The sequence below is a fragment of the Treponema medium genome (assembly GCF_017161265.1).
Taxonomy (GTDB): domain Bacteria; phylum Spirochaetota; class Spirochaetia; order Treponematales; family Treponemataceae; genus Treponema; species Treponema medium.
Map to the genome: position 1 here is coordinate 916474 of NZ_CP031393.1, position 26139 is coordinate 942612.

Sequence of the window (26139 nt, forward strand, 5' to 3'; positions counted from 1 at the left end):
TAAGCTGAATTTCAGAAATCGAAGAAGAGTTCTACCGCTCCGCAAGTTCCGGTTTTTTGAATAAGGAGATTGCCCAAAACGACAAGAAGAACCGGAATGCTTCCCGATGAATTAAGCCGATATCAAGGGCAACGGCGACCAGAAGAGCCGACCGTATGCCTAATTTGTTTTTACCGAATCCAATTAGCCAGTGTACAAAGGCTTCGTCGTATTGGTAGTCTTGGATAAAATCGATGACGGTCTTTTTCAGCACGGGATCGCTCGTTTTTTTCGTTTCAAAAATTTCATCGAGTATATCGATGAAAAGAATGGACGGCGATTGTTTTTCGTTCCGGTATTTTTCAAACATATAATAAAAGTCGTTTTGGATGCCCATTAACGATGCCAGTGCAAGCAGCGCTTCGTTTTCGATATAGGGCGGAACGGTGTCCCTGCGGAGAATATCCAGAATAAACATAGGGGAATTATCTGCATTAAAAAGCTCCAGCGCACGTATCCCCTTTAGTATCAGCGCGGGGTTTTCCGCTTGGGATAGTATGGTGCCGATTTTAGGCTGGCTGTAACTGTCGTTCAGCCGGGCAAGGGCGACCATCGCTTCTCCGGCAAGATAGTAGTCGCCGCTGTCGAGCGCTGCCCGTAAGGGGGTAACCGCCTGCTGCACATTGAATTTGGCGAGTATCCGCGCGGCGAGCGGCGCTGTGGTAAACGCCCCTTGTTCAAGCTCTTTTAACACCACAGTACGCACTTTTGCATTGATGGTATTCATCGAATAAAGCGCCCGTAATGCGTTCATCCGAATCGTAAACCGCGGAGATTCAAGGTAATGCAGCAGCTGATCGCAGGATACCGATGAAGCAATTTCGCCGAGTTCGTTGAGGATTTTCTCTTCGGTTTCGATGGTCTCGCTTCGGTCTAATTTATGCAGAAGGTTGAGTGCCTTCATATCGCGGGGAGAAAAGAGCACGGCAAGCGTTTCAAACACGCGGTAACTGCCGAGGTTCAAGAGTTTGCGCTGGAATACGATACCGATTGCAATAATGGCGATAACTATCAAGAAAAATATTTGATACGATTGCAGGTAGGAAAAACCTTGCACCCGCAAAAGGTCGAGTATCGTTCCGCCGAGGATGGAACCAGCGCCGCCGGTAATCGCAAGGATAAAGTAATAGAGCATACTTAAATCCATCAGCGCCTCTTCCGGCACCATCGCGAAGAAATATGCTTGCGACGAATTATCCTGCCCGACAAAACCGACATTGCTGATCATCGTAAATAAGATGAGAAAAACGGTACTGAGTATACCGGCGCTTGCAAGTCCCGGCGCAAAGAAAGCCGGTATTAACGAAAGGGCGCTGATTGCGCTGAAAATGATAAAGATCGGTTTAGCGCCGATGCGGTCGATAATTAGATGCATTAAAAGCCCGACGCTGAGAGCGCCTACAAGTGAGTACACGGATAAGATGGTCGCCGCGCTATCTCGTCTACTGTAAACCTCTTTTGCATACACGATGATAAACGGGCGGATCATCGCAATACCGAGACTGATAATAAAGAACGCCAACACGAACCGTCTAAAGTTTGCATCTTTAAAGGCATCACGAATGTGCCTCAAAAAAGTGGAGCCTTGGCGCGGGGTAGTATTGTCTTTCCGCTTCTGACGGTTCGGCTTTGCGGACTGAGGTTCCGGTATTCTAAACAGCAGGATAGAGGCGATAAAGCCGAGCAGTATGCCGATCATGCTGGCAAGGTTATAGCTTTGTACCGAAGGATCCCTCCGTAAAAGCCATGCCAGCAAAATAGTGGCGAGTAATGCCGCAAGGTTGTTGATTAAGGAAAGACGCACGATATACGAGCTGCGGTCTTTCCCGGGTGCAAGTATTCTGATAACAGGATTATTGGCAATCATCCCAACACCGCGGAAAAAATTGAACAGTCCTACCGCAAGCAATAGACAATAGAGCGCATACTGATCGTGTCCCGCAGATACAAGAAAAGGGATGGCAAGCAGCGGCAAGAGCGAGGCGGTACGCAAAAGCCATGTACTGCCGAATGTCTGCATAATGCTGAAACGCATCACCATCAATTTACCAAGCGGAATGGCAAAAAAAGAAAGGTACATAAATGCGGTCAGTAGACCGACTACAGTTGTATTCGCTTTTAAAAACAGCGCATAAAGGGTAACCGTATTGCCGGTAACAAGCGCAAAAGAAAAAGAATTGAAGATATTGTAAATGTCGTAGATTCGCCGCCCTCGCTTAATTTTATAGGCCGACAGTTGCTCATTCATCGGCCATATTGTATAGTGAACGTATGAAAAACTCAACGGTACCCCTCCGCTCGGAGGTCGCAAAAAGCGACCAATGGGATTTAAGCAAACTTTTTACAAATGATGCGGACTGGAATGCCTCACTGAAAGACATTACCGCCGCAAAAGACCGCGTATTAACCTACAAAACTGCCTTTGCCGCACCTGAAAAACTGACTGCCGAAACAGTACTCGGCTGTTTACAGGCGGTGGAAACGGCGTCCCGTATTTCGGAAAAGACAAGCCATTATGCCTTTTTGATGAAGTCGGTGGATGAAAGCGATCCTAAAAACATCGAACGGGTTTCCCTCGCGATGATGGCCGACACGGAACTTTCTTCCGAAACAAGCTGGTTTATTCCCGCTTTGCTGGATATTCCCGAACAGACTATCCGCGGCTGGCTCGATCCTGCCGGGAAAACAGGCGCCGCCTTTGCCCCCTACAAAGTCTTTATCGAAAAACTGATTAGATTGAAGGCTCATACATTGAGCGAGAAAGAAGAAAAGCTTCTGTCGCTTTTAGCCGAATCGCAGGATGTCGAACGCCGCAGCTTCTCGACGCTTACGAATGTAGACTTCCGTTTCGGTTCGATTGAAACTCCCGACGGCGCGAAAGAACTTACTCAATCTTCATATTCACAGTTCTTAATCAATCCCGACCGGAATATCCGCAAGCAAGCGTATATGCAATTTTACGGCACGTTCGACACGTATAAAAATACGATAGCGTCCTTATACACCGGTCAAGTGCAGCAAAATATCGCGCTTGCCCGTATCCGCGGATACGGCTCCGCCCGTGAACAGGCGCTCTATCCCGATAAGGTTCCGACGGAAGTATACGACAATCTTATCAGCACAATCCGGAAAAACTTGGAGCCGCTGCATCATTTTTATGCGCTTATGCAAAAATCGCTCAAACTTGATGAGCTGCGGCACTATGATGTGTATGTTCCGTTGGTGGGCGAAGTGCGGCGCCACACTCCGTATAACGAAGCCGTCGATATGATTACCGAAGCGTTACAGCCGCTCGGCGATGAATATGTTACCACGCTGCGGAACGGACTGCTCGGCGGCTGGGTTGACCGGTACGAAAATAAGGGCAAGCGTTCGGGCGCTTTTTCATGGGGCGGCTTTGAAGGCGATCCGTATATCATGGTCAACTATAAGGAAGACGTTATCCGGGATGTATTCACCCTTGTGCACGAAGGCGGGCATTCCATGCACTCGTGGTATTCAGTGCGGAACAATCCGTTTTTAAGCTACAATTACACGATTTTCGAAGCGGAGGTTGCCTCAACCTTTAACGAGGAGCTGCTGTTCCGCTCTATGCTGAAAAGCACGAGCGATCCCAAAATGCGGGCATACCTGCTGAGTATTCGTGTAAGCGATATTCTTGCAACGCTGTATCGCCAGACGATGTTTGCCGAATACGAACATATCACGCATAAACTTGTTGAAGAGGGAACGCCGCTTACCATCGAGAACCTTCGCAGCGAGTACCGCAAACTGCTGACCGCTTACTTCGGTCCCGCGATGCACTTTGAGGAATGCAGCGATCTTGAAGGTTTGCGTATCCCGCATTTTTACAATTCATTCTATGTGTACAAATACGCGACCGGTATTTCGGCATCGCTTGCCCTTGCCGAACGGGTATGCTCGGGAGGAAAAACGGAGCGGGAGGATTACTTTAAGTTTTTAACCTCCGGCGGTTCCCGCTATCCCATCGAGTCGCTGCGGATTGCCGGCGTCGATATGGCTTCTCCCGAACCGGTTGAGGCAGCCTGTAAGCACTTTGCGCACTTAGTAAGCGAGCTTGAAAAAGCCTTAGCCGCTCTATAACCCGATTGCTCTGCCGCCGTGACTCTTGAACAAGCTCAAGCGATTATCGCTTCGCCTCTTTTCAACGCTTTTTTAGAACCGGCGGCAGATCGGCGCGCCTTTATAACGGAACGGTTGGCGGCGCAAGGAATTCCCTACCGTACCGTTACCCTTCAAGATAAAACTCACATTGTTATTACCTACCGGCAATCTGCGTACAATCCCCGCTTTAAGATGAAAACGCTGATAGCGCACTATGACCGCGCCGCCGGTACACAGGGCGCAAATGATAATTCCGCCGCCTGCGTACAGCTATTGCTGTTTGCTCAAATGCTGCTGCATAAACGGGATGCGCATAACATCCGCATCATCTTTACCGACGGCGAGGAAGCCGGAGCGGATGGCATTAAAAACCAAGGGGCATACCGCTTGGGGCAAGGCCTACGTGCGCTTTCAATGCAGCAGGATGAACATCTTTGTGTTTGATATGTGCGGCAGCGGGGATACGCTCATCCTTTCAGAGTCCGGAATATACGGCAGGGATACACGAAAAACGGCGGCGCTTTCCGCTCTGCATCGGCGCTGCCGCATCTATGCCGACGCCGCGTGCAGGGGACGCTGGCTTTCGCTGCCGACTGCCTACAGCGACAACGCGGGGCTTATTTCCGCCGGATTAACCGCGCAGGTTATCACCGTATTGCCGAGGGCGGAAGCGGAGCTGTTAATGCGGTATATGCCGCCTTCTGTATTCCAGCCAAAAGTGAAGGAAAATGGTATGCATTCCGACAGGAGCAGCATCAAGACAGCGATATCCGACGGTAGTGACGTTGGATCGCAAAACAAGGGGAAAAGCTCTGCCAACGAAAGCGCCGCTCAAGTGCTCCAACGGTGTATTATCACCAATGCCCATGTTCCGCCTGATTCGCCGCTTGCCGCCGTCATTCCGCAGACATGGCAGCGGATGCACACCCCGCAGGACAGCCTCGAAACACTGACACCGCAAGCCTTTATCCTAGTCGATAAAATACTTCGGTATCTGGCGGAGGTGAAAGAAGCGGCCGGATAAAAGAACTATATACTTTTGAAACAAACGAAAAACTTGATAGATTTGTCAAATATTGACAAATCTATCAAGTTTTAATACTGTATTCCGAACATATAAACAGGAGTGATATTATGTTATTGGGTTATGGTGCGAGAAACTGCTGGTGTTTTAAAGATTGGATTGATATTGATCTAAGATTGGACGGTTATGTTCCCAAAGAAATTGCACAAGGGAAAAATTTTTCAACGATTTTAGGCTTTAAAGGGGCTAATGCCTCCGGCAAAACGAATGCGTTAAAAATATTTGCGTTTATTGCCGATTTTGCACAAAACAGTTTCTTGTATCCGACTGACAGCAAAATCCTTTTTGATTCGTTCTTTTTAAATGAAGAAAATTCGGACTTTTACGTTGAATTTATTATTCACGATATTGAATACCGGTATGAATGTACTTTATCTAAAGATAAAGTTATCAATGAAGTCTTGTTCGAAATAAAAAATTCCGGCGACTATGTACTATTTAAAAGAAATTTTAATAAAATTTTAGAAAATCATTTATATGATAATGCAACAAAAATAATCTATCGAGACAACGCCTCTTTTATTAGCACATTACATCAATATGGCGTTGAGAATATTAGTATAATATATGGCTTTTTTAGTAGAAAAACTATCAATGTAACATATAGAGGCTTACGCCATGAAATCGATAGGAATATACCTGCTATTTCGAATTCTTATTTTCATAACAAAGATGCATTAATCTTTACTAAAAATTTAATAAAAAAATTTGATACGGGAATATCCGATATTGAGATCTCTTTTAGGGAAGATGAAGCAGCAGAAAAAAGTTATTTCCCGATTTTTTCCCATGATGATGCCGGTTCTATAAAAAAATTAACGATCGATCAGGAATCATCGGGTACGAAAGCGCTCTATATAGATTTATTTTTTTATTACACTAATTTAAAATCGGGAGGAGTTTTAATTCTTGATGAATTCGATATCAACCTTCATCCTGATATTTTACCGCATTTAATTAAACTTTTTACAGATAATGTAACCAATCCGCTTTCGGCGCAAATGTTGTTCACAAGTCATAATGCGGAAATATTAGATATTCTGGGAAAGTATCGAGCATACATAGTAGAGAAAGAAGCCGGAGAAAGTTTTGCTTATCGGCTCGATGAGCCTAAGACAAATATTTTAAGAAACGATCGGCCTATTTCCGTTCCTTATCGACGGCATTTTTTAGGAGGTTATCCTAAAATTGAAGCATAATAATCCTAAAAAGACGAAAAAACTGGAACACTTCCCTCGTGATAGTGTTGATATGGTATTTCCTGTGATTAAGGAATGGCTTTCTTTTAATTTTAAGTATTTTGATGGAAGTCAATCGGCCGGTCAAAATTTTACGGATTGGACAAAAGTGCAGCTGGAGAAATTATTTGAAAAGTTAAAGTGGTATTCTTCGGACTCAAAATTGCATTGGCAAAAAACATCTCTTGGTCATGGTGGGCTGCATTGTTTGGAGGTATACGGTGATTTTCCTTCAGGTTCGGCTTTTACCTATCCCAAACATATTCCTTCGGGAGTTCAATGGGCACGTTTTCGATTGGAAGGAGATATGAGACTTATTGGTTTCTTTATCGATAAGGATGATATTCCAAAAGAAGATGAGCCTTTTACGCATATTTTTTATATTGTATTTCTTGATGCTTATCATCAATTTTATAATAGTGACAACAATAAGTAATCTCTCGCACTGTGTTCTTTGCGAGTACGTTACGATTTGTATCTCAATACGGTATTGTGATTAAAAAATGCTTGTGAATCTAAAAAAACTCAAAGCAGTAGGGTTGCTTAAAAGAAACTTTCACTTTATACTAAATCATACTTTCTCTTATCAATGGAAGCTGATGGGATCTGGTGGTCTTCGCGGTCTTCAAAACCGTTGGTTGCATAATTCGCAACGGCAGGTTCGATTCCTGCCTCTTCCGGTTTTCTGTTGTAGGTGTGGCTGTGCTAAGTGTTTTGTTTGTGGCAGCATTTTCGACAGATGCCGAAAAACTCGCTTGTGTGTCTAAAAAAGTTTGGTCTGTAGACTATATATTGGACAATCGAGCTGTCCTATCTTGTTTAGAAGAAAAAGCCTACGATTTTCTGTTATTTGATTTTGAAGCGGGAGGCGAGTATCCGCCGAATATAATCAAAGAAATTTACGGGCAATATCCCATTTTACCTATCTTTTTATTATCACATCAACATTGTAACTTTGTAGAAAAGGCAGCTTTTGCAACAAATATGATATTGGGCTGTTTTTCTATTCCTTATGAATTCAATATATTACACAATACTATTCAAAATACGCTTGAAGGAAAAATTATCCGAATAATCGATATGTATGATATAGATCCGGTAACGGCTCCGCTTTATACAAAATTGCAGGGGCAGAGTGTCGAGATTCAAATGGTACGGAACTTTATTTTACAGACAGCACAGCAACATTCGCATGTATTGCTTTACGGAGAAAGCGGTTCAGGTAAAGAAGTTGTTGCTTCGCTTATTCATTACTATTCTAAAAATCGACCCGGCAAATATCTACCGATAAATACTACCTGCATTGCGGAAGATCTCGCGGAGAGCTTGTTGTTTGGCTCGTGTAAGGGAGCCTATACCGGAGCAATCGATAAGGAAGGTCTCTTTTCGGAAGCAGATCAAGGAACATTGTTCTTTGATGAAATAGAGAATCTTACACTGAATTTGCAAGCAAAACTCTTGCGGGTTCTTGAAACGCACGAATATTATAAACTGGGAGGAACTCAAAAGCACTCTTCTGATTTTAGATTAATTTGTGCGACAAATTGCGATCTGCAAGAAATGGTAGATCAGGGCCTTTTTCGATTAGATCTTTTTTATCGTCTTGATGTTGCCCACCTTATTGTTCCCCCGCTGCGCCAGCATAAAGAAGATATCGGAGTGCTGGCATATAATTATTTAAAACAAACGAGAAAACACTTATCACGGGAGGCTCTGTCTCTGCTGTGTAAGCATAACTGGCCGGGGAATGTCCGTGAACTTTTTAATTGTCTGGAACGGGCGGTGTTTGCAGCAAAGGCCTCTCCTGTACTGTTCCCGCAGCATTTCGACATTTAACATAGCACAGCTTTTGAAAAAGCTCTTCCAAATACCGCGCTTCCCGGGCGGATAATCCCGCTCTTGCAATTATCTCTTGGAAAAACCGGATGTTGTCTTCTTTCCCTGCATGTTTAAAAAGTCCCATTTTACATAAGCAGTCGTTTATATGTTCCGATGCCGAGGTAATCCGCGTATAGGGGATGCGTTCGTATCCATACTTTCGGGGGCTATAGGCGCGGAACAGGGTATAGCAGACAATTTGTACGGCATGCGAAAGGTTAAGCGATGGAAAATCGGGGGCAGACGGGATGTTGACCGCTATCGAACAAACATTTAATTCCTCATCGGTAAGTCCGGTTCGTTCATTTCCAAATACGATGCCGGTACACCCCTCTGCCGTATTAAATGAAAACGAAGCAAAATCCTCCGGGGTCATTCCCCATGATTTGCGTTTTTCTCCTACACGCCGTGTTGTTCCGGCGATAATACAGCAATCGGCAACTGATGCTTTTAATCCCGTAATTGAAGGTTCAAAAAAACGGGCTTGCTGCCATATTGATCCGGCATGGATAGCTAACCGGAGAATTTCTTCTTCGTCATAATCTTTTTTGTTACCCACAATACGTAAATCGGAACAATTATTGTTGGCCATTGATCTGCAAACAGCACCGATGTTACGGCTTATTTCAGGGCGGCAGAGAATAACCGCAACCGGAAGCCGTTCTTGAGAGGTTGAAGTACCCATAGCAATATTTTGTGTAGAGAACGCTTGCTATGTCAAGTGCTTCGGAGTATAATAAAAGATGTAAGCGTGGGAGCTGTCTAATAAACCATCTAAAAGGAATACGCTATGGATAATGTGCTGCAAGGTAAAAGCGCATTGGTCGTCGGCGGGACAAGTGGAATTGGATACTGCTTAGTGCAATCGCTTTTACAAGAGTCTGTTTCTGTTGTAGTGCAGGGGCGGATTAAGTCAAAACATGTTACAAATCTTTGCTGCCAAGGAAATGTAGCCTGTTTTATTTGTGATTTGCAAAAAGTCTCCTATGTGGAAGAGCTGTGTAAGTATGCCAATGCTGCCGACATCCTGTGCGTTGTTTACGGTCCGTTTTTACAAAAACCGCTTGATATGACTACTGCGGAGGAATGGAACACAACCGTATATGCGAACCTTACGCTGCCGGGAATATTGGTTTCATCGGCTTTAGCCGGTATGAAAGAGCGAAAATGGGGTCGTATTTTGTTATTCGGCGGTACGGAAACGCATGTTTTACGCGGTTTTCGGACAAATGCCGTATACGGAGCGGCAAAAACGGGGATTATGTCACTTGTAAAATCCGTGAGTATGGAATATGCTCAATATGGTATTACGGCTAATGCCGTTTGTCCGGGTTTTACTGATAGCGGTTTATTGCCGGAAGAGACGCGGGCTATATGGGCAAAAAAAAATCCGGACGGTAAACTGATTAATCCGTCTGCAATTACGGATGCTGCGCTCTTTTTATTAAAGGATAGCTCTTATAATGGGGTTGTGCTGCCGGTTGACAAAGGGTGGTCGTCATTTTAAGGCTAAGCCTCTTGAATAGGGATATGAATACAAGTATAATTTTTATTTTATAAATAATTAGACTGAATAAAGGATTGTCATATGAATGATGCAGAAATAATTCAGAGTTTCGACAACGAAAAAGACAAAAGCCTTAAAATACAACTCCAAAAGGTAGAAGGGCTTGAAAAATGTATCGTGATTATTCTGTCGGGATATATCGATACATATAATTCAACATTCTTTCAAAAAAGAGTTACAACCTTGATTGACGCAGGGTATATTCAAATTATTTTTAATTGTGCCCATTTGGACTATGTTTCTTCTACCGGTATCGGTTCTTTTACCGCTTTTCTAAAGGCAGTAAAAGGAAAGGGCGGTGATATTGTATTATTAAGCCTTCAGCCGAAAGTATATGAAGTGTTCCAATTGCTTGGTTTTGCTTCTTTCTTTACTATCCATGATTCCTTAGAAACGTCTATTGAATTCTTTAAAAATAAAGGGACAAATGCTGCTCCTCAGATTAATCTTTTCCCTAAAATTTTTTCGTGTCCTATCTGTGCAAAAAAATTAAAAGCGCCTCGCGCTGGTCGCTTCCGCTGTTCCGAATGTAAAACTATTCTAGCGGTTGATAATAACGCACAGGTTTCACTCGGTTGATATTATATAAAATCAATACTTGTGTAGAAGTTGTGGATATCTTGTAAACCATATATCTGCATTTTTTGTCTTTTATTATATCGTCTGTATCGTTTTTGTTGCATAAAGCCTTGTATGTAAAGGCTTTACATTCTTTTAATATAAAGTATGTTCTATTTATATCGGTTAAAAAAGAGAGAAAATACTAGAGCCGTATTGATGATAACTTGTGGATAATCTGTTATGTCGGTGAGTAAGCTGTGAATAATCGGTGTCGAATGATGCCTTGATAAAAAAAGCTTCCTAAAATATGATGTAAACATAAGGAGAAATTATGGCATACTATTATGAAGAACCGTCGCATACTTTTAATGAGTATCTGTTAATTCCGCGTTATACCGGCGTTGAACATAGTCCCCAAAATATTGATCTGCATACGCCCCTTACCCGTTTTTCTACCGGAGAAAAACCGCTGTATACGCTCAATATTCCGTTAGTTTCGGCAATTATGCAGTCGGTTTCCAATGACGGTATGGCTATTTCCCTTGCAAAAGAGGGCGGATTATCCTTTATTTTCTGTTCGCAGAGTATAGAAAAACAGGCTGCAATGGTTGCTGCTGTTAAAGACTATAAAGCCGGTTTTGTGGAAAGCGATTCAAACTTAAAACCTGAGAATACTTTGGAAGACGTATTACGGTTAAAGGAAAAAACAGGGCATACAACGGTTGCTGTTACCGATGATGGTACTGCGCACGGCAAATTACTCGGCGTTATTACCGGTCGTGATTATCGTCCAAGTAGAATGGCGCGCGATTTAACCGTTGCAAAATTTATGACGCCGATTGAAAAGATCCACTATGCCGGCGAAGGTGTTACCTTAAAGGAAGCAAATGATATTATCTGGGAATATAAGCTCAATTCCCTCCCCGTCCTTGATTCCGAAGGAAAACTGGTGGCGTTTGTATTCCGCAAAGACTATGAAAGCAAAAAAGAGCATCCGAATGAGTTGCTTGACGAAAAAAAGCGGTACTTGGTGGGTGCAGGGCTTAATACCCGCGATTATGAGCAGCGTGTTCCTGCTCTGGTGGCGGCCGGCGCTGATGTCTTGTGTATCGATTCCTCCGACGGCTTTTCGGAATGGCAAAAGCGTACTATTAAGTTTGTAAAAAAGCAGTATGGCGATAAAATTCCTATCGGAGCCGGAAATGTCGTTGACGAAGACGGTTTTATCTTTTTAGCGGAGGCTGGCGCTGATTTTATTAAAGTGGGGATTGGTGGCGGCTCTATCTGTATTACCCGCGAAACCAAAGGCATAGGACGAGGCCAGGCAACAGCGCTTATTGAGGTTGCCAAAGCCCGTGATAACTATTTTAAGAAAACAGGCGTCTATATCCCCATCTGTTCTGATGGCGGCATTGTATATGATCATCATATCACGATGGCGCTTGCGATGGGCAGCGACTTTTGTATGCTGGGGCGTTACTTTGCCCGTTTTGATGAAAGCCCGACAAACAAAATACTGGTAAACGGCAGTTATATGAAAGAATATTGGGGTGAAGGCTCGTCACGGGCACGAAACTGGCAGCGTTACGATTCCGGCGGAGACAGTAAACTGGCATTTGAAGAGGGCGTCGATTCCTATGTTCCCTATGCCGGCTCATTGCATGACGGAGTTAAAACAACGCTCTATAAGGTACGTTCTACGATGTGTAATTGCGGCGTTTTAACTATTCCGGAGCTGCAAAAGAATGCAAAAATAACATTGGTCTCCCCTTCCAGCATTGTGGAAGGCGGTTCTCACGATGTTATGCTGAAAGACGTGCGCTCCTCTATACGCTAAAAAACAGCCGCCCTCTTTATAGAACGGTGTAATTTCTATCGGGCATTTCTAAAAATCACCATTTTTAGAGATGCCCGATATTGTTTTGTTAAAGCAACCTAATGAGCGGTCGGAGTTTCGCGGCGGTTTTCGCGAATCTTGTTTTTCATCAAGGGGGGCTGACCGGTTGCATCGAGTGCATCGCGCCAGAGCGAGCCGTCCGGTTCAACATAGTTGCGTGAACGGACAACGACATTGATCGGTAGGTGAACAAACTTGTTGTACATCAGCCCCACAATCAGTTTTGTCTTGCCTGCCATAGCAGCATGTACCGCATTATTCCCGAGCCGTTCGCAGTAAATGGAGTCAACCGGTGCGGCCGGCGCCGAACGAATTTGATAGCTCGGATCGATATACTTTAAATTGATATGGATGGATTTTGCCTTAAAGTAAGCGTCAATTTGTTCTTTTAAGAATACACCGATATCGGAAAGGCGCTTATTCCCCGAATCGTCGGTTTCATTTTTGCTCTGCATCAAGTCTTGCCCTGCCCCTTCCGCAACAACAATGACCGTATAATGACTTTGTTCCAAACGGTCTTCCAGATGCTTTAAAAAACCGTTTTCGCCTTGCATATCGAAAGGAATTTCGGGGATGAGTACAAAGTCAACTTCATGACTTGCGATAGCGGTATGCGTGGCAATAAAGCCCGATTCTCGTCCCATCAGCTTGACTAATCCAATACCGTTAATCTGAGATTGTGCTTCCATACGGGCGGCGGCAACTGCTTCGGAGGCTTTTACAACTGCCGTGTCGAATCCGAAAGATTTTTGAATGAATGATAAGTCGTTGTCAACGGTTTTTGGAATGCCGACAACGGAGATACAAAGGTTTCGCCGTTCAATCTCTTTTGCAATTTCCAAAGCGCCTTTTTGCGTTCCATCTCCTCCGATAACAAAGAGGATATTTAAATTGAGGCGTTCAATTCCATCGACAATTTCGACAACTCGGGTGCCGCCACCGCGCGAAGTACCGAGGATTGTGCCTCCCGTTTTATGGCATGCGTCTACAACTGTCGGATTTAAGGGCATAACGTCAAAATGGTAATCCGGTAAAAGTCCTTTGAAGCCGAATCGAATACCGCTTATTCGTTTTACGCCGTACCGTCCCCACAAACAGCGTACTACCGAGCGGATAACGTCATTAAGACCGGGACACAGTCCACCGCATGTGATAATACCTGCGTGTACGTGGCTCGGATTAAAGAATATTTTTTCCCGCGGGCCTGCTTTTTCGATAAGTTGTTCACGCTTAAAGGGGCCGTACTGCTCTCCGACTTTGGATTCCAGCCGAAAGCGTATAAAATCATCATTCGTAACATAATTAGCGATACGGTCTCCAACTACGTTTGACAGGTGAATGGGAGACGGTATTTTACAGGGGCCGAGTGTCTCAATGGTAAAATCAAATTCCTCATCACGGCGCATAATGAACCTCCGTTATATCGAATATATCAAGCTCCAATTTTAGGGAGCTATAATTTGGGATTTTCCATAATTATCGATGATAACTGATGTTACAGTATCATAAAATCGCAGGGCTTGAAAGGGAGAAAAAGCGTTTTTTGATTGACAGATTTATCGATTTTCTTCATTATAAGGATATCTATGGCACAGAAAAAAGAATCTTTCCTTACACGCATATTACAGCTTTTTTTTCCGCAGGCTGATGCAGAGGCGATAAAGAAACGGCACTTAAAAGCGTTGGCAAAGGAAATTTCAAAAAATAAATTCGGAAAATGGTATAAACCCTCTTCTGAGGAGCTTCAGCAACAGATGGCTCGTTTCTTTTTTGAACTGTACAAGATTGTCGGTCCTGCACGAGCGCTTCTTGCAAGTGCTGCCTCGTCAAAGGTTCTCAAGTCTATCACCGTAGAGCAAAATTTGTCAAAACAGCAGCATCAAATACGAGAAAAGCTGACGCCCGAAGCTATTAAAGAACGCGCAAAAACAACCAATCAAAAAGAGCTGAGTCTTCAGGTACAGAAAGAATTTGATGCTTTTATGCGTGAATTTGACGGCAAAAAGATAGATGAGATCGATACATTGTACCGACAGCTCAACGAATTTATCCATTTTGTGCTGTTTGATTATTACTTCTTTTTAAAAAAATTTGATCCCGCCTTGCCGGAAGATAAATTTTCTTATACACCAAACTTTTCGAATGTCAACGGTGAATATCTTAAAGATGAATTAAACGATTTTATCGTTGTACTTAACGGGCTTTCGCTTGATGCAAATTGGGAAAAGCTTTTTGCAATTATTACTGCATACAAAAATGTACAACCGGTTAATGCTCCGCAGTGGAAAAAATATCTTGGCCTTTTAAATGACGTACGCCGTTCTCATATTCTGGAAAAAATTATTCAGCATATTACAAAAAATCCTACCTATATAGTGGAAATCAGTCCTTTCACCGAAAAGGTTACCGATGAGTATCTTAAACAAATAGAACGATCTATTGATAATACGTTAAAAGATATTGTTGCGGAACAAAAGAATTCTCAAGTAGCAGTATTGGTACAGCGTGTATTTGGGAATGTTATTCCTTCAGGTACTAAAAACTATAATCCGCGTTCCAATGCGGCATTTGAGAAACGAGGGCTTGAAGGTTATATCTATGCCGATGCAATGAACTACCTCAAATCATTTTTAGTTGAATACTTTAAAAGTGATGTCAGGGCTCTCTCCGATTTAATTTTAGTACGCGGGCAATGGACACAGCAGGTTCTGTCTGCCGAATATTCAGAAAGCTATCATAATTTAATGCATATTTCGACCAAACTTTTGGAGTTTGACGAAAAGCTTTCAGAAGTTTCCGAAATGGGGGTTAAATTCCGTACGCTGTTGTCACGAATGGAGCGGGAGAAAGAAGCCGGCCGCCAAGTACAAAAACACTTGGATAATGTTAACGAAGCCGCTCTTAAATTGCTTAAAGTTGCTATTAAAAATATTATGACGCTTGGAAATGCTATAAAGAATTGTATTGCCGACTATGATAAACCTCATCGCGATTTACTGCAAAACTGGAAGGAAATCGAACAGCATTCCGATAAGCCCATACGGGAATGGATGACTGCTGTTTATACAAAAATTTATAATTTTATCATGCTTGAACAGGTCGTTTTAAAGAAAGAAGAATAGAGCCTTTCTGAGAGGTCTTGTTTATGGAAAAGATATTTGACTCGGTACGAGAGTTGGATAAGCGGGCGGAAGATACCTTTAATCTAAAAAACGGCGTGCTGATGGAGCATGCAGCTCGCAGCATGGCTGAACGTATCCGGAGTATTCTTTCATCGTGTTTATTGTATCCACAAAATATACAGGAACCCGCGAGGCAGAAAAATGCATGGGATTTGCCGTATTCGCACATCAAACTGCCACAGCCAGAACCGCCGTTTATACAGATTGTTTGCGGTTCGGGTGATAATGGTGGAGACGGGTATGCTCTTGCACGGCTGCTTGCCGATTTTTGTGCTGTTCGGATTGTTTCGGTAAAAGAACCGAAATCGCCTTTGTGTAAACTACAACGGGAGCGGCTTGAGCTGCTCGGCATACCGGTAGCTGCCGAATTGCAAGAACGTTGTGATGTGCTGGTCGATGCGGTGTTCGGTACCGGAATCCGCGGCAGCCTTGATAGCGAAATGTGCGCTTTGATTGAACGGATGAATGCCGTACAGAGCTATAAGGTTGCCTGCGATATTCCGAGCGGTTTAAATGAATTCGGTATACCGTCGACTGTTGCGTTCCGCGCCGATGAAACTTGTACCATGGGTGCCCTTAAAACCGCTCTCTATGCCGACGCCGCAAAGGATTATACCGGCACTATTCATGTTTGTAATCTCGGTCTGCCGCGGCGCTGCTACGAAGGTGAGACCGACACCTTTCTCTTGTCTGTAGCGGATATGAAGCTGCCTCACCGCAGCGTACAAAATACCCACAAGATGAGCTACGGACACGGCCTTTTTTTCTGCGGTGAAAAAAACGGCGCCTGTATGTTGGCAGCCACAGCTGCGCTCCACTTCGGAATCGGTTTGGTGACTGTATTCGGAGAACCTGTGCCTGCCGCTCCGTTCGATTTTATGTATACGTTGCAGCTGCCCGAAAATTTTTCGGCAGCAATGGTCGGCTCCGGATTAGGGCGAAGTTCCGATGCACAGGCTCGGGCGTTCGACTTTCTTTCACAAGAGCACGTTCGGGAACAGCCTCTTATTCTTGATGCCGACATACTGCATAACACCAAGCTGCCTGAACTGCTGCCGCTTTTCAAAGCGCCTATTTTAACGCCGCATCCAAAGGAGTTCCAAAGTCTGCTTGCAAATAGCGGGCTTGCGCAGGTAAGTGTCGCCGAAATACAGGAGCGCCGGTTTGAATATTTGAGGCAGTTTTGCGGCGCTTTCCCGCAGGCAGTTATAGTATTGAAAGGCGCTTATCCACTGATTGGGTGCGGAAACCAAGTATTTGTGAACCCGCTCGGAACCAATGCGCTCGCCAAAGCGGGTTCGGGCGATGTCTTGAGCGGGATGATTACCGCATTAGCGGCGCAAGGATATTCGCCGCTTGAAGCAGCCCTGACAGGTAGCCTTGCCCATGCCGAGGCTGCAAAGCTACTGCATACTTCCGACTACGGTTTAACGGCGAGTGCACTTGCGGAGGCCGCTGCTAAGCTGGGATAGAAGACATAGCGATCCTATCACATATTGGTAGGTGATCCTATCTTGAGCTTCAGTCAGTATGCCGTACTATAGGTCTGTTTAACATCTTTAGGGGTTTTCCGATCATTGTCCTGTATCGGTAGCGCTGCAACTACTATAAATATATTTTAAATGTCCAACATAAAAAACCGTCCTCTTGCTAAAACGGATAAAACTTTCTATAATAGTAAACTATCATTTTCTTAAAAGTGATTAGGAGAAAAATATGGAAACTCGAAGCCGTTATGCCCCGTCTCCAACAGGATTACAGCACATTGGCGGAGTACGTACTGCATTATTTAATTATCTTTTTTCCCGCGCTACCGGCGGAAAATTCATCTTGCGTATAGAAGACACCGATCAAACCCGCTATGCCGCCGAATACGAAACAAATCTTTACGATACCCTTGATTGGCTTGGAATTGATTGGGATGAAGGCGGCCCCCGCGGCGGTCCGTATGCCCCCTATATTCAGTCGCAACGTTCCGAATTATACCGCGAGTATGCGGATAAACTCGTCAAAAGCGGCCATGCCTATTATTGTTTTTGCGATGAAGAACGGCTCGAACGCATCAGAAAAATTCAAACTATGAATAAAATGCCTCCGGGATATGATCGGCACTGCCGCAATTTAACGCAGGAAGAAATCGATGCGAACATAGCAGCGGGAAAGCCCTATGTTATCCGCCTCAAGGTGCCGCTTGAAGGAACAACGGTGTTCCATGATGTCCTTCTCGGTACAATCGAGTGGAAAAACGAAGACATCAATCCCGACCCCATCTTGCTGAAAAGCGACGGCTTCCCCACCTATCACTTGGCAAACGTTGTCGATGATCATTTAATGAAGATTACGCATGTCATGCGCGCCCAAGAATGGATTCCCTCTACACCGATGCATGTGTTGATGTATAAGGCATTCGGGTGGGATCATCCTGATTTTTGCCATTTACCGATGGTAATGGGAAATGACGGACATAAGCTTTCCAAGCGGCACGGCGCGACCAGCTGTAATGAATTCCGTAACAACGGCTATTTAAAAGAAGCGATTATTAACTATGTTGCGATGCTCGGCTGTTCTTACGAAGAAGGACGGGATATGTTCTCGCTCCAAGAATTGGGTGAACGGTTTAATCCCGAACACATCAACAAGGCTCCGGCGATTTTCGACTATAAAAAGTTGGAATGGTTTAACGGGCAGTATATGCGGCTTAAAACCGATGAAGAACTCTTTGAGTTGACGTGGCCGTTTATTGCGAACTCCGGAATCTTCGGTGAGCAGGATCAAAAAGCTCGTGAAGCAGCCGGATTACGCTTTGCCGACCAGACCCTGCTCAAACCTACCGGTGAGCAAAAGGCAATGCTGATGAAGGTGATGCCGCTGATTAAAGAACGGCTCCACTTTTTGACGGAAGCCCCGCAGATGGTTCGTTTTCTCTTTGAAGAGCCGACTGTGCCACCTGCAGAAGAGATTATCCCCAAAAAGTTGGATGCAGAAAAGACGCGGGCTGTGCTGGAGAAAGCAAAGACCGTGCTGCCCTCGATCGCGAACCTTGACGAACACGCGGCAAGCGAGGTGTTCCGTGCGGAAGCGGAAGCAATGGGTGTTAAATTGGGCGACTTTATGATGCCGATGCGTATGGCTGTTACGGGCAGCCGCGTAAGTCCGCCGCTGGTCGGTTCGATACAGATTTTAGGTATTGACCGTTCTATTGCCCGTATCGAAAAAACTTTGAAGGAACGGTTTAACTTCGGCTGCTGATATGACGCAGCCTCGTTAACCGCGAGTTTCGGCGCTACCGAAACATCGCTAATTGTATGCCGTTTCTCATTTCATTCCGAAACGGCGTAACGCAACAGTTTCCAAAGTTCAAACTTTGTTCAACTGTTGCATTTTAGGGAACGCTTATTTTCAGCCGCTAGAATGGCGCGGCTGAAAAACACGTCGAGTTTGCATACCGCAAACTCGCTGATTGACGTATGCGCGTTCCGCGCATCAATGCAACAGTCTTCAAGAATTGACATTCTCTCAACTGTTGCATTTTAGGGAACGCTTTGCATAGCAGTCAGCGACACTTTGCATAACTAAAAGAGGAGTGTAAAATACAAGCCGTACAAATAGCACGGCTTGTATTTACCCAAGTTTGCTCAAATGCAAACTTGTATATCTACTGCACGTTCTCGCTTCGTTGCGAACGTGCGTAAAAAGTCAATCGAAAGTTGATACTTTCTTCTTGACTTTTTATGGGAGTTTACAGTATGGAAGATCACGCAATTTCAATGGAAAAAATTGTCAGCCTGTGCAAAAGGCGCGGTTTTGTGTTTCAGTCTTCTGAAATTTACGGAGGGCAGAACGGGGCATGGGATTACGGCCCGCTCGGGATTGAATTAAAAAACAATATCGCCCGCGCATGGTGGAAGGAAATGACCCAGCTGCACAACTCAATCGTCGGTATCGATGCAGCCATTTTGATGCACCCGCGCGTGTGGGAGGCTTCCGGTCATGTGGAAAACTTTACCGATCCGTTGGTTGACTGTAAGAAGTGTAAAGCACGTTTCCGTGCCGACCAGATTGATCAAAACAAGTTAGCCAAAAAAGAATGCCCCGACTGCGGCGGCGAGCTTACTGATGTACGGAAGTTTAACCTGATGTTTAAAACCCATATCGGGCCGACGGACGATAACAGCAACCTCATCTACTTACGTCCCGAAACCGCACAGGGTATCTACGTGAACTATAAAAACGTTGCCCAGTCCAACCGCATGAAAATCCCCTTCGGTATTGCGCAGATCGGAAAGGCATTCCGCAATGAAATTGTAACAAAGAACTTTATCTTCCGTACCTGCGAATTCGAACAGATGGAAATGCAGTTTTTTGTAAAGCCCGGTACCGATGACGAGTGGTTCAACTACTGGCGTGAACAGCGGTGGGCGTTCTACAAAAAGCACGGTGTCCGCATGGATAAACTGCGTTGGCACCAGCATGGGTCGGATGAACTTGCTCACTATGCAAAAGACGCTTACGATATTGAATACGAATTCCCGATGGGCTTTAAAGAGCTTGAAGGCGTACACAACCGCACGAATTTTGACCTAACCCGCCATACCGAATATTCCGGTAAGGATATGCAGTATATCGATCAAGATAACGGCAACGAGCGGTATATTCCGTATATCATCGAAACCTCCGCCGGTTTAACCCGCAACCTTTTGATGTTCCTCTGCGATGCATACGAAGAGCAAAAAGTTGCCGACAAAGGCAATGATGATGATTGGCGAACCGTGCTGCATTTCCATCCTGTTATTGCGCCGATTACCGTAGCGGTGCTACCTTTGATGAAGAAAGACGGACTTGCGGAACTGGCACAGGAAATTCAAGCGGAATTACGTGAAGACTTCCGTACCGACTACGACCAATCCGGCGCAATCGGTAAACGGTATCGCCGTCAGGATGAAGCGGGAACTCCGTTCTGTGTTACCGTCGATTATGACAGCAAAGAAGATGGAACCGTAACTTTACGATTCCGCGATTCTATGGAGCAGGTACGCATCCCCCGTGCAGAACTTGCAAACCGAATCAGAACAGAAATAAAAAATTATACCAGAGCATAAGCAATATTTTCCCGTATACCGCCTGTTTATCATACACTAGTAGAAAGCGGGATTATACGGGAAAAAACGCTTCATGCGGAGTTTTTAATGTCCGAATATTTATATAGTGCGAATGATGAATCTCTATTAACACCGGTATTGTACAAATGCTTTGTTAATCCCCTTGTAAAGATATTGCCATACCGTTTACCGGCGAATTTTATCACATTAATTTCTTTTAGTTTTATTATTGGAGCCTTTTGTATTGCAGCGCATGGGTATTATGTCGGAAAATACGATTATTGGGGTCTTATTCCCTTACTTACTCTAGCATATCTGATTGGTGATTGTGCCGATGGGAAGCAAGCTCGAAAAACGGGGACAGGCTCGCCACTCGGCGAATACTTTGACCATTTTTTGGACTGTTTTGTGACCGGCCTTTTAATGGGTATCCTGATGATATCTTTCAAAGTAACAAAGCCCGCTATTATCACAATGGGTTTTTTCAATCTATATGCAGGGCAAATCGGAAGTTTTTGGGAACGCTATAAGCGACGGGTGATGTGCTTTGGGAAACTCGGATCCAACGAAGGAATCGTTGCTATCGGTTTGACATCATGGCTCATGTCAATACCGTCAATTCACACGGCAGCAGACACGGTTCTTATCTTCAATATAACAGGCGGAGAGGCGCTGATCATTACTATTATGACAGGGACTGCGGTTACCGCAATTCATGCAATTATCCGATCGCACGCAATTTCACCTCGGCTCATTGCACATTTAATACTATCGTTTGCCGTTACCTACACCGCTGCCTATCTCTTTGGAAAGAATAATATGGTGTATATAACGGGTGCAGTAAGTTTCTACAACGTATTCTTTCTTGCTTCGCTTTTGGCAGCAACAAACCTTGATAGCCGCGAATGCCTGCCGGATATCATCATTCCTCTTTCATTCGTATTATTCTATTTGATTCCGAATTACACTTCACTTATTCAATATGCGCAAATCGCATATTTGGTAGTGCGGGTTGGCATAAAATTTATCTCGTTTGTCAGAATAAACCGGCAGTATTGGTATTGGATTAATCCGCCGCCGCCGGACGAAGGTCTTTCAGCAACGCGGTAATCCGATCGGGGTAGTCGGTAATAAGGCTGTCTACCCCCATCTCAATCAGCTGCCGGTAATCGCATTGAATACTGCCAAACCACGGATTGATTCGGATATCGGCACTGTGCAAAGCTGCAACCAGTTTAGGTGTTACACAATATGCCGACGGGTGATAACATTCGATACCGAGGTTCTGCACATACGTTTCAGGATGAATTTGCCAGCTGTCTACCAATAGCCCACACGTTACCGTCGAATCGATCTTCTTCATCCGCAGTACGCTTTCGTGATTAAAAGACGATACAATACAGCGATCAATCAGTTTATATTCCTTCATCAGCCGATACACAACTTCTTCAATTCCTTCATAGACAAAAACACCCGTTTTTAATTCGATATTCGAAATGATGTGTGGCTGTTCCGCAATATATTCAAAATATTCTCGCAATGAAGGGATCGGAGCAAAATCTATCGTTTCGGGATGCGGCTTTGCGGCATTCAACGCTTTTAACTCATGGTATGTTTTCTGTCCGACCAAGCCTGTACCGTCAGTTGTACGGTCAACCGTTTCATCATGAATAATAACTGCTTCTCCATCTTTTGAAAGATGTACATCAAATTCTATTCCGTCACAGCCGGCTTCCACCGCTTTCCGAAAGGCAAGCATGGTGTTTTCAGGGTACCGACTGCGAAATCCCCTGTGTGCAATATTGAGCATCGTTCTTTTTTGCATGATGGAATTATAGCACAGAGAGTATAGGGATGTACACTTTAATTTGCGTCTCATCAAAACAACCGTACCAGAGATATTTTAAACTTGTAAACACGACAAAACTATAGTAAAATGCTCGCCTATAATTACAATAGGAGTTTTTAACATGATGGAAAATGAGACTGATAAACAGCCGCAAAAACAGAGCCGGACAAGAAAACGCCGGAATACGATTGGCGGGCGGCTGAGAATTATCTTGATTGGGCTCTTTGTATTTTCTTTTGGATTAATTCTTGCGGTGGTGCATATACGGGTGAATAGAACAGTTGCAGCAGAAGAAATAGAAAATATCAAAACGATTGCGCGCGGAAAAGCCGATGAGATTGGTGAATGGCTTGCCGGAACGAACAATATGCTGCAGGCGTATGCGGAAACAGATGAAATGAAGTCTGATGATTGGAATATCATTCAGCCGCTGTTGATTAAAGCATATAATAGAATAGCAGATACCCGATATCTTTTTTTAGCTTATGTAAAAGCGGATGGGGAAGGTTGGACATCGAGGGGAAAGTATTTGGATGCCCGTCCGCTGCCCTATTTTAAGCCGATTATTCAAGAAAATAAGGAGCACTATATTACGAATCCCTTTGTAGGTGCGACCACCAATGCTGCGCTTATTATTATTGGACATGGGATACAGGATGCGGCTGGAAAAAATCAGGGGATTATGATTGCAGGGGTTGACGGCACGTCGATTTCCGGCATTGCGGAAAAAATAAATATCGGCGGCAGCGGTTATGGGGTTATTGTGGATAATGCAGGGGTCTTTGTTGCGCATCCTGATGTTGAAAAAGTGATGAAGCTGAATATTAAGGAGCTGGATAGCCAAGGTTTTACCGGTATGAGTGCGATTGGAAATGATATGATCAATGGAGTTGAAAATATACGCACTTTTACCAAGCAAGGAGAAACGTACTTTATGGTATATAGCCCTATTCCGCACTCACCGCAATGGACGCTTGGTATTGTTATCCCTGCCGCTTATGCAAACCGGCTCACCGGTATGGTTGTAAAAAATCTTATACCCTATCTTATTGCATTGATGCTGTTTATTATTGTAGTAAGTTTACTGATTCCGGCAAAGATTTCCCGAACACTTAAGCAAACATCCGGTATGCTGCAGGAGATTGCGCAAGGAGATGGTGATTTAACGGTTTCGCTGCCTGTACAGGGAAATGATGAATTGACTGATATTGCCGATTACTTTAATCAAACGATTCAAAAAATTGCGCATGCAGTACAATCGGTTGGAAATAGCACGGCGGTAATGAAGAGCGTGGGACAGGATCTTACGCAGAATATGGATAAATCCGTTACGGCGGTAACACATATTGTCGCAGCGATCGAAGAGGTAAGGGCGCAAAGTACTCAACAGTATAGCCGCGTACATGAAACCGCTGCTGCTATAGACGAAATAACCGATGCAATTCACACGCTTGATTCCGATATTAAAAAACAGTCTGCGGAAATTTCCGATGCGGCAGTTTCGATAGACCAAATGGCTGAACATAGTAAATCGGTAACAGAAACAGTTGCTAAAAGCAAAACTTTTATTGAACAACTCGCGGCAAAATCAACGCAGACACGGCATTCTGCTGTCGGTATTGCCAAGGTTACGCGAGAAATGAGTACGGAATCCGAAAGCTTATTGGAAGCAAGCGATGTTATTCAGCATATTGCAGCTCAGACTAATTTATTGGCAATGAATGCAGCAATAGAAGCAGCTCATGCCGGAGAAGCGGGGAAGGGATTTGCCGTCGTTGCTGATGAAATTAGAAAGCTTTCGGAAGACTCTGCACTGCAGGGCAAAAATATTACCGCAGCGCTGAAAAACTTAAAACAGAAAATTGATACAATCGCCGTAGACTCTGCTGCTGTAGAACATGTCTTCGAAGAAGCCTTTGCATTAACCGATTCGGTACAGCAAAAACAGGATGTAATTATGCAGGCAATGACGGCGCAGAACGCAAATAGCGTAAAAATATTGCAAAACATTGCGACAATTAAAAAAATTACCGCAGAAGTTTCGCAAGGTTCATCCGGCATGATGAATTTGAGCAGTAAGGCAGCGCAAGTTTTAGCCAGTTTGAGTGAAATTACCAATACGATTGATGCAGCGATGAATCAGATGAATGCGAGTGCAGGGGCGATTACCACCGCTATGCAGGAAGTAAACAGCATCAGCCTCCGCAACAAAGATGCCATTGATCTTCTGGCTCAGGAAATAAGTAAGTTTAAGGTTTAAGAGGAAAGAATTGCGACCGCCTTGCATATAATGCAGGGCGATTCTAACCATCCGTCGCACTTCCCGGTGAAGTTTGTATAGGAATTTGTTTACCTAAATAACGGGGAGTGGCTTTAATCAGAATTGCACCGACTGCTTTTATCCGCGCAAAAAATTCCCGTATCTGACGGCGTTTTTCTCCGTAGATAAACCGCCGGTCGCTCGCAACTCCGTATGCCTCAAGACCCAAACAGCGTGCAATATAGAGAGCCCGATATAAATGATACTGCTGCGTTACAATCACAACTTTTTTTGCACAAAAAATATCCCGCGCTCGGTAACAGCTATCGTACGTAGAAAAACCGGCATGATCCGTAAACACACAATCAGCCGGAACACTTCTTTCTACTGCATACTGTTTCATTGCTTTTACTTCATCATAGCTTTTTGTACCATGATCACCACTCATCAGAATCGCCGGAGAAATACCGGCACGGTACAAATCGATACCGGTTATAATTCTATCTTCTAGGATATGGCTCGGCTGTCCGTTGCGCCAAACACGCGCACCTAACACTAAAATGCAATCAACCTTCGAGAGGCACTCATCATCAGCATTTTTGACATATTGTTTTGCAAAGCGAACCATATCGTAATTGAGCCAAAGCGTGACAAAAATAAACGCACCACATACAATAAATATTTTTTTCATAAAACTTCTGCGTTTTGATATCTTCATAGTATCTTCCCATCAATTTTAACGATAATAATGACAGATAGTTGCGTTATACCATTCTTCGTAACATTCCGTACAGACGGCGAAAGTGTAGAACGATAAAAAAACCGATAAGGCTGACAATCAATGCGTGGAATATTACTTTGATTGAACTGATCATTTGAGCAATAAAGTATAAAACCACGAAAAAATACGGCTTTTGTTCAAAAATTGGATAAGCGGTATACCCATCAAAAGACATCGGTATAGATATCACTATAATAATACATCCGAGTATTGAAAGGATAAACGAAATTCCAAAATACAATTTAAGATATTTTAACAGCCGGTTCATGTGGTTTAAGCCTTTCTCAATAACTTTGCGAATACTTGGCCTGTTCCCCAGAATATCAATCCAAGTGTTACATTCGATACGACCTGTTCAAGATATGCTAATTGCTTTAATGTCGCATGCCCCTGCGTTAAAATATCAATAACTAAATTAAGTACTGCAGCAATAATAGAAAGAGCAATAAAAATAACACTGGCAATTTGGATATATTTCGGTATGTCAATGTCTTGCAGTGTCTGTTTTTTCTTTTCTACAGTTTCATTTTCATTCATAATATGCTCCTAATGGATTTGATTCGTTTACCTTTATTGCCA

19 protein-coding genes, 1 tRNA gene and 1 pseudogene are annotated in these 26139 nt (G+C 43.9%); 15 read left to right on the forward strand and 6 right to left on the reverse strand.

Going from position 1 to position 26139, the window contains the following annotated elements; genetic code table 11:
• Nucleotides 1-31 precede the first annotated feature (31 nt).
• Entirely contained in the window at nt 32-2287 is a 2256-nt protein-coding gene (locus DWB79_RS04175) for an MFS transporter (protein ID WP_016522795.1), read from the reverse strand.
• A gap of 23 nt (nt 2288-2310) precedes the next feature.
• Between DWB79_RS04175 and pepF the strand changes: the two genes are divergently transcribed.
• The 6 genes and pseudogenes from pepF (at nt 2311) to DWB79_RS04205 (ending at nt 8322) form a co-directional block, all read left to right on the forward strand.
• Nucleotides 2311-4143, forward strand: coding sequence for an oligoendopeptidase F (gene pepF, locus DWB79_RS04180; RefSeq protein WP_016522796.1), 1833 nt, complete (start codon nt 2311-2313; stop codon nt 4141-4143).
• Nucleotides 4144-4161: 18 nt separating this feature from the next.
• A pseudogene (locus DWB79_RS04185) lies at nt 4162-5188 on the forward strand (M28 family peptidase).
• Nucleotides 5189-5298: 110 nt separating this feature from the next.
• A complete protein-coding gene (locus DWB79_RS04190) occupies nt 5299-6447 on the forward strand; it encodes an AAA family ATPase (RefSeq protein ID WP_016522799.1) in 1149 nt (382 codons plus the stop codon).
• The gene (locus DWB79_RS04195) at nt 6437-6922 is read left to right on the forward strand and encodes a hypothetical protein (protein WP_016522800.1); all 486 of its coding nucleotides are present in this window, start codon (nt 6437-6439) and stop codon (nt 6920-6922) included. The genes DWB79_RS04190 and DWB79_RS04195 overlap by 11 nt, the downstream gene beginning before the upstream one ends.
• A gap of 155 nt (nt 6923-7077) precedes the next feature.
• Nucleotides 7078-7166, forward strand: a tRNA-Sec gene (locus DWB79_RS04200).
• 40 nt (nt 7167-7206) lie between these two features.
• Entirely contained in the window at nt 7207-8322 is a 1116-nt protein-coding gene (locus DWB79_RS04205) for a sigma 54-interacting transcriptional regulator (protein WP_252722500.1), read from the forward strand.
• Here the strand turns inward: DWB79_RS04205 and DWB79_RS04210 are convergent.
• Complete coding sequence (locus DWB79_RS04210; protein ID WP_016522802.1) at nt 8249-9049, reverse strand: rRNA methylase; 801 nt, start codon at nt 9047-9049, stop codon at nt 8249-8251. The two genes, DWB79_RS04205 and DWB79_RS04210, sit on opposite strands and share 74 nt — an antisense overlap.
• A gap of 105 nt (nt 9050-9154) precedes the next feature.
• On the opposite strand from DWB79_RS04210, the gene DWB79_RS04215 reads away from it, so the two are divergent.
• The 3 genes from DWB79_RS04215 (at nt 9155) to DWB79_RS04225 (ending at nt 12329) form a co-directional block, all read left to right on the forward strand.
• Nucleotides 9155-9871, forward strand: a complete 717-nt coding sequence (locus DWB79_RS04215) for an SDR family NAD(P)-dependent oxidoreductase (RefSeq protein WP_016522803.1) — start codon at nt 9155-9157, stop codon at nt 9869-9871.
• A gap of 81 nt (nt 9872-9952) precedes the next feature.
• On the forward strand, nt 9953-10510 hold the full coding sequence (locus tag DWB79_RS04220) for an STAS domain-containing protein (RefSeq protein ID WP_016522804.1): 558 nt from the start codon (nt 9953-9955) through the stop codon (nt 10508-10510).
• Between the two features lie 313 nt (nt 10511-10823).
• Complete coding sequence (locus DWB79_RS04225; protein ID WP_016522805.1) at nt 10824-12329, forward strand: IMP dehydrogenase; 1506 nt, start codon at nt 10824-10826, stop codon at nt 12327-12329.
• A gap of 98 nt (nt 12330-12427) precedes the next feature.
• Here DWB79_RS04225 and DWB79_RS04230 read toward each other — a convergent pair whose 3' ends face one another.
• Nucleotides 12428-13795, reverse strand: a complete 1368-nt coding sequence (locus tag DWB79_RS04230) for an ATP-dependent 6-phosphofructokinase (RefSeq protein WP_016522806.1) — start codon at nt 13793-13795, stop codon at nt 12428-12430.
• A gap of 180 nt (nt 13796-13975) precedes the next feature.
• Here DWB79_RS04230 and DWB79_RS04235 point away from each other — a divergent pair, with 180 nt between their 5' ends.
• The 5 genes from DWB79_RS04235 to DWB79_RS04255 all read left to right on the forward strand — a co-directional run bounded on the left by DWB79_RS04235 (nt 13976) and on the right by DWB79_RS04255 (nt 21780).
• A complete protein-coding gene (locus tag DWB79_RS04235) occupies nt 13976-15511 on the forward strand; it encodes a DUF5312 family protein (protein ID WP_016522807.1) in 1536 nt (511 codons plus the stop codon).
• Between the two features lie 23 nt (nt 15512-15534).
• The gene (locus DWB79_RS04240; protein WP_016522808.1) at nt 15535-17043 is read left to right on the forward strand and encodes an NAD(P)H-hydrate epimerase; all 1509 of its coding nucleotides are present in this window, start codon (nt 15535-15537) and stop codon (nt 17041-17043) included.
• Nucleotides 17044-17287: 244 nt separating this feature from the next.
• Nucleotides 17288-18820, forward strand: a complete 1533-nt coding sequence (gene gltX / locus DWB79_RS04245; protein ID WP_016522809.1) for a glutamate--tRNA ligase — start codon at nt 17288-17290, stop codon at nt 18818-18820.
• Nucleotides 18821-19317: 497 nt separating this feature from the next.
• The gene (locus DWB79_RS04250) at nt 19318-20670 is read left to right on the forward strand and encodes a glycine--tRNA ligase (protein ID WP_016522810.1); all 1353 of its coding nucleotides are present in this window, start codon (nt 19318-19320) and stop codon (nt 20668-20670) included.
• A gap of 87 nt (nt 20671-20757) precedes the next feature.
• Nucleotides 20758-21780, forward strand: coding sequence for a CDP-alcohol phosphatidyltransferase family protein (locus DWB79_RS04255; RefSeq protein ID WP_016522811.1), 1023 nt, complete (start codon nt 20758-20760; stop codon nt 21778-21780).
• Here the strand turns inward: DWB79_RS04255 and DWB79_RS04260 are convergent.
• A complete protein-coding gene (locus tag DWB79_RS04260; protein ID WP_016522812.1) occupies nt 21737-22495 on the reverse strand; it encodes a glycerophosphodiester phosphodiesterase in 759 nt (252 codons plus the stop codon). The genes DWB79_RS04255 and DWB79_RS04260 overlap by 44 nt on opposite strands.
• Before the next feature lie 145 nt (nt 22496-22640).
• Between DWB79_RS04260 and DWB79_RS04265 the strand changes: the two genes are divergently transcribed.
• A complete protein-coding gene (locus DWB79_RS04265) occupies nt 22641-24779 on the forward strand; it encodes a methyl-accepting chemotaxis protein (protein WP_016522813.1) in 2139 nt (712 codons plus the stop codon).
• A gap of 43 nt (nt 24780-24822) precedes the next feature.
• Here the strand turns inward: DWB79_RS04265 and DWB79_RS04270 are convergent, their stop codons facing one another.
• Complete coding sequence (locus tag DWB79_RS04270; RefSeq protein WP_016522814.1) at nt 24823-25497, reverse strand: SanA/YdcF family protein; 675 nt, start codon at nt 25495-25497, stop codon at nt 24823-24825.
• 336 nt (nt 25498-25833) lie between these two features.
• The gene (locus tag DWB79_RS04275) at nt 25834-26097 is read right to left on the reverse strand and encodes a hypothetical protein (protein WP_016522816.1); all 264 of its coding nucleotides are present in this window, start codon (nt 26095-26097) and stop codon (nt 25834-25836) included.
• Nucleotides 26098-26139 lie beyond the last annotated feature (42 nt).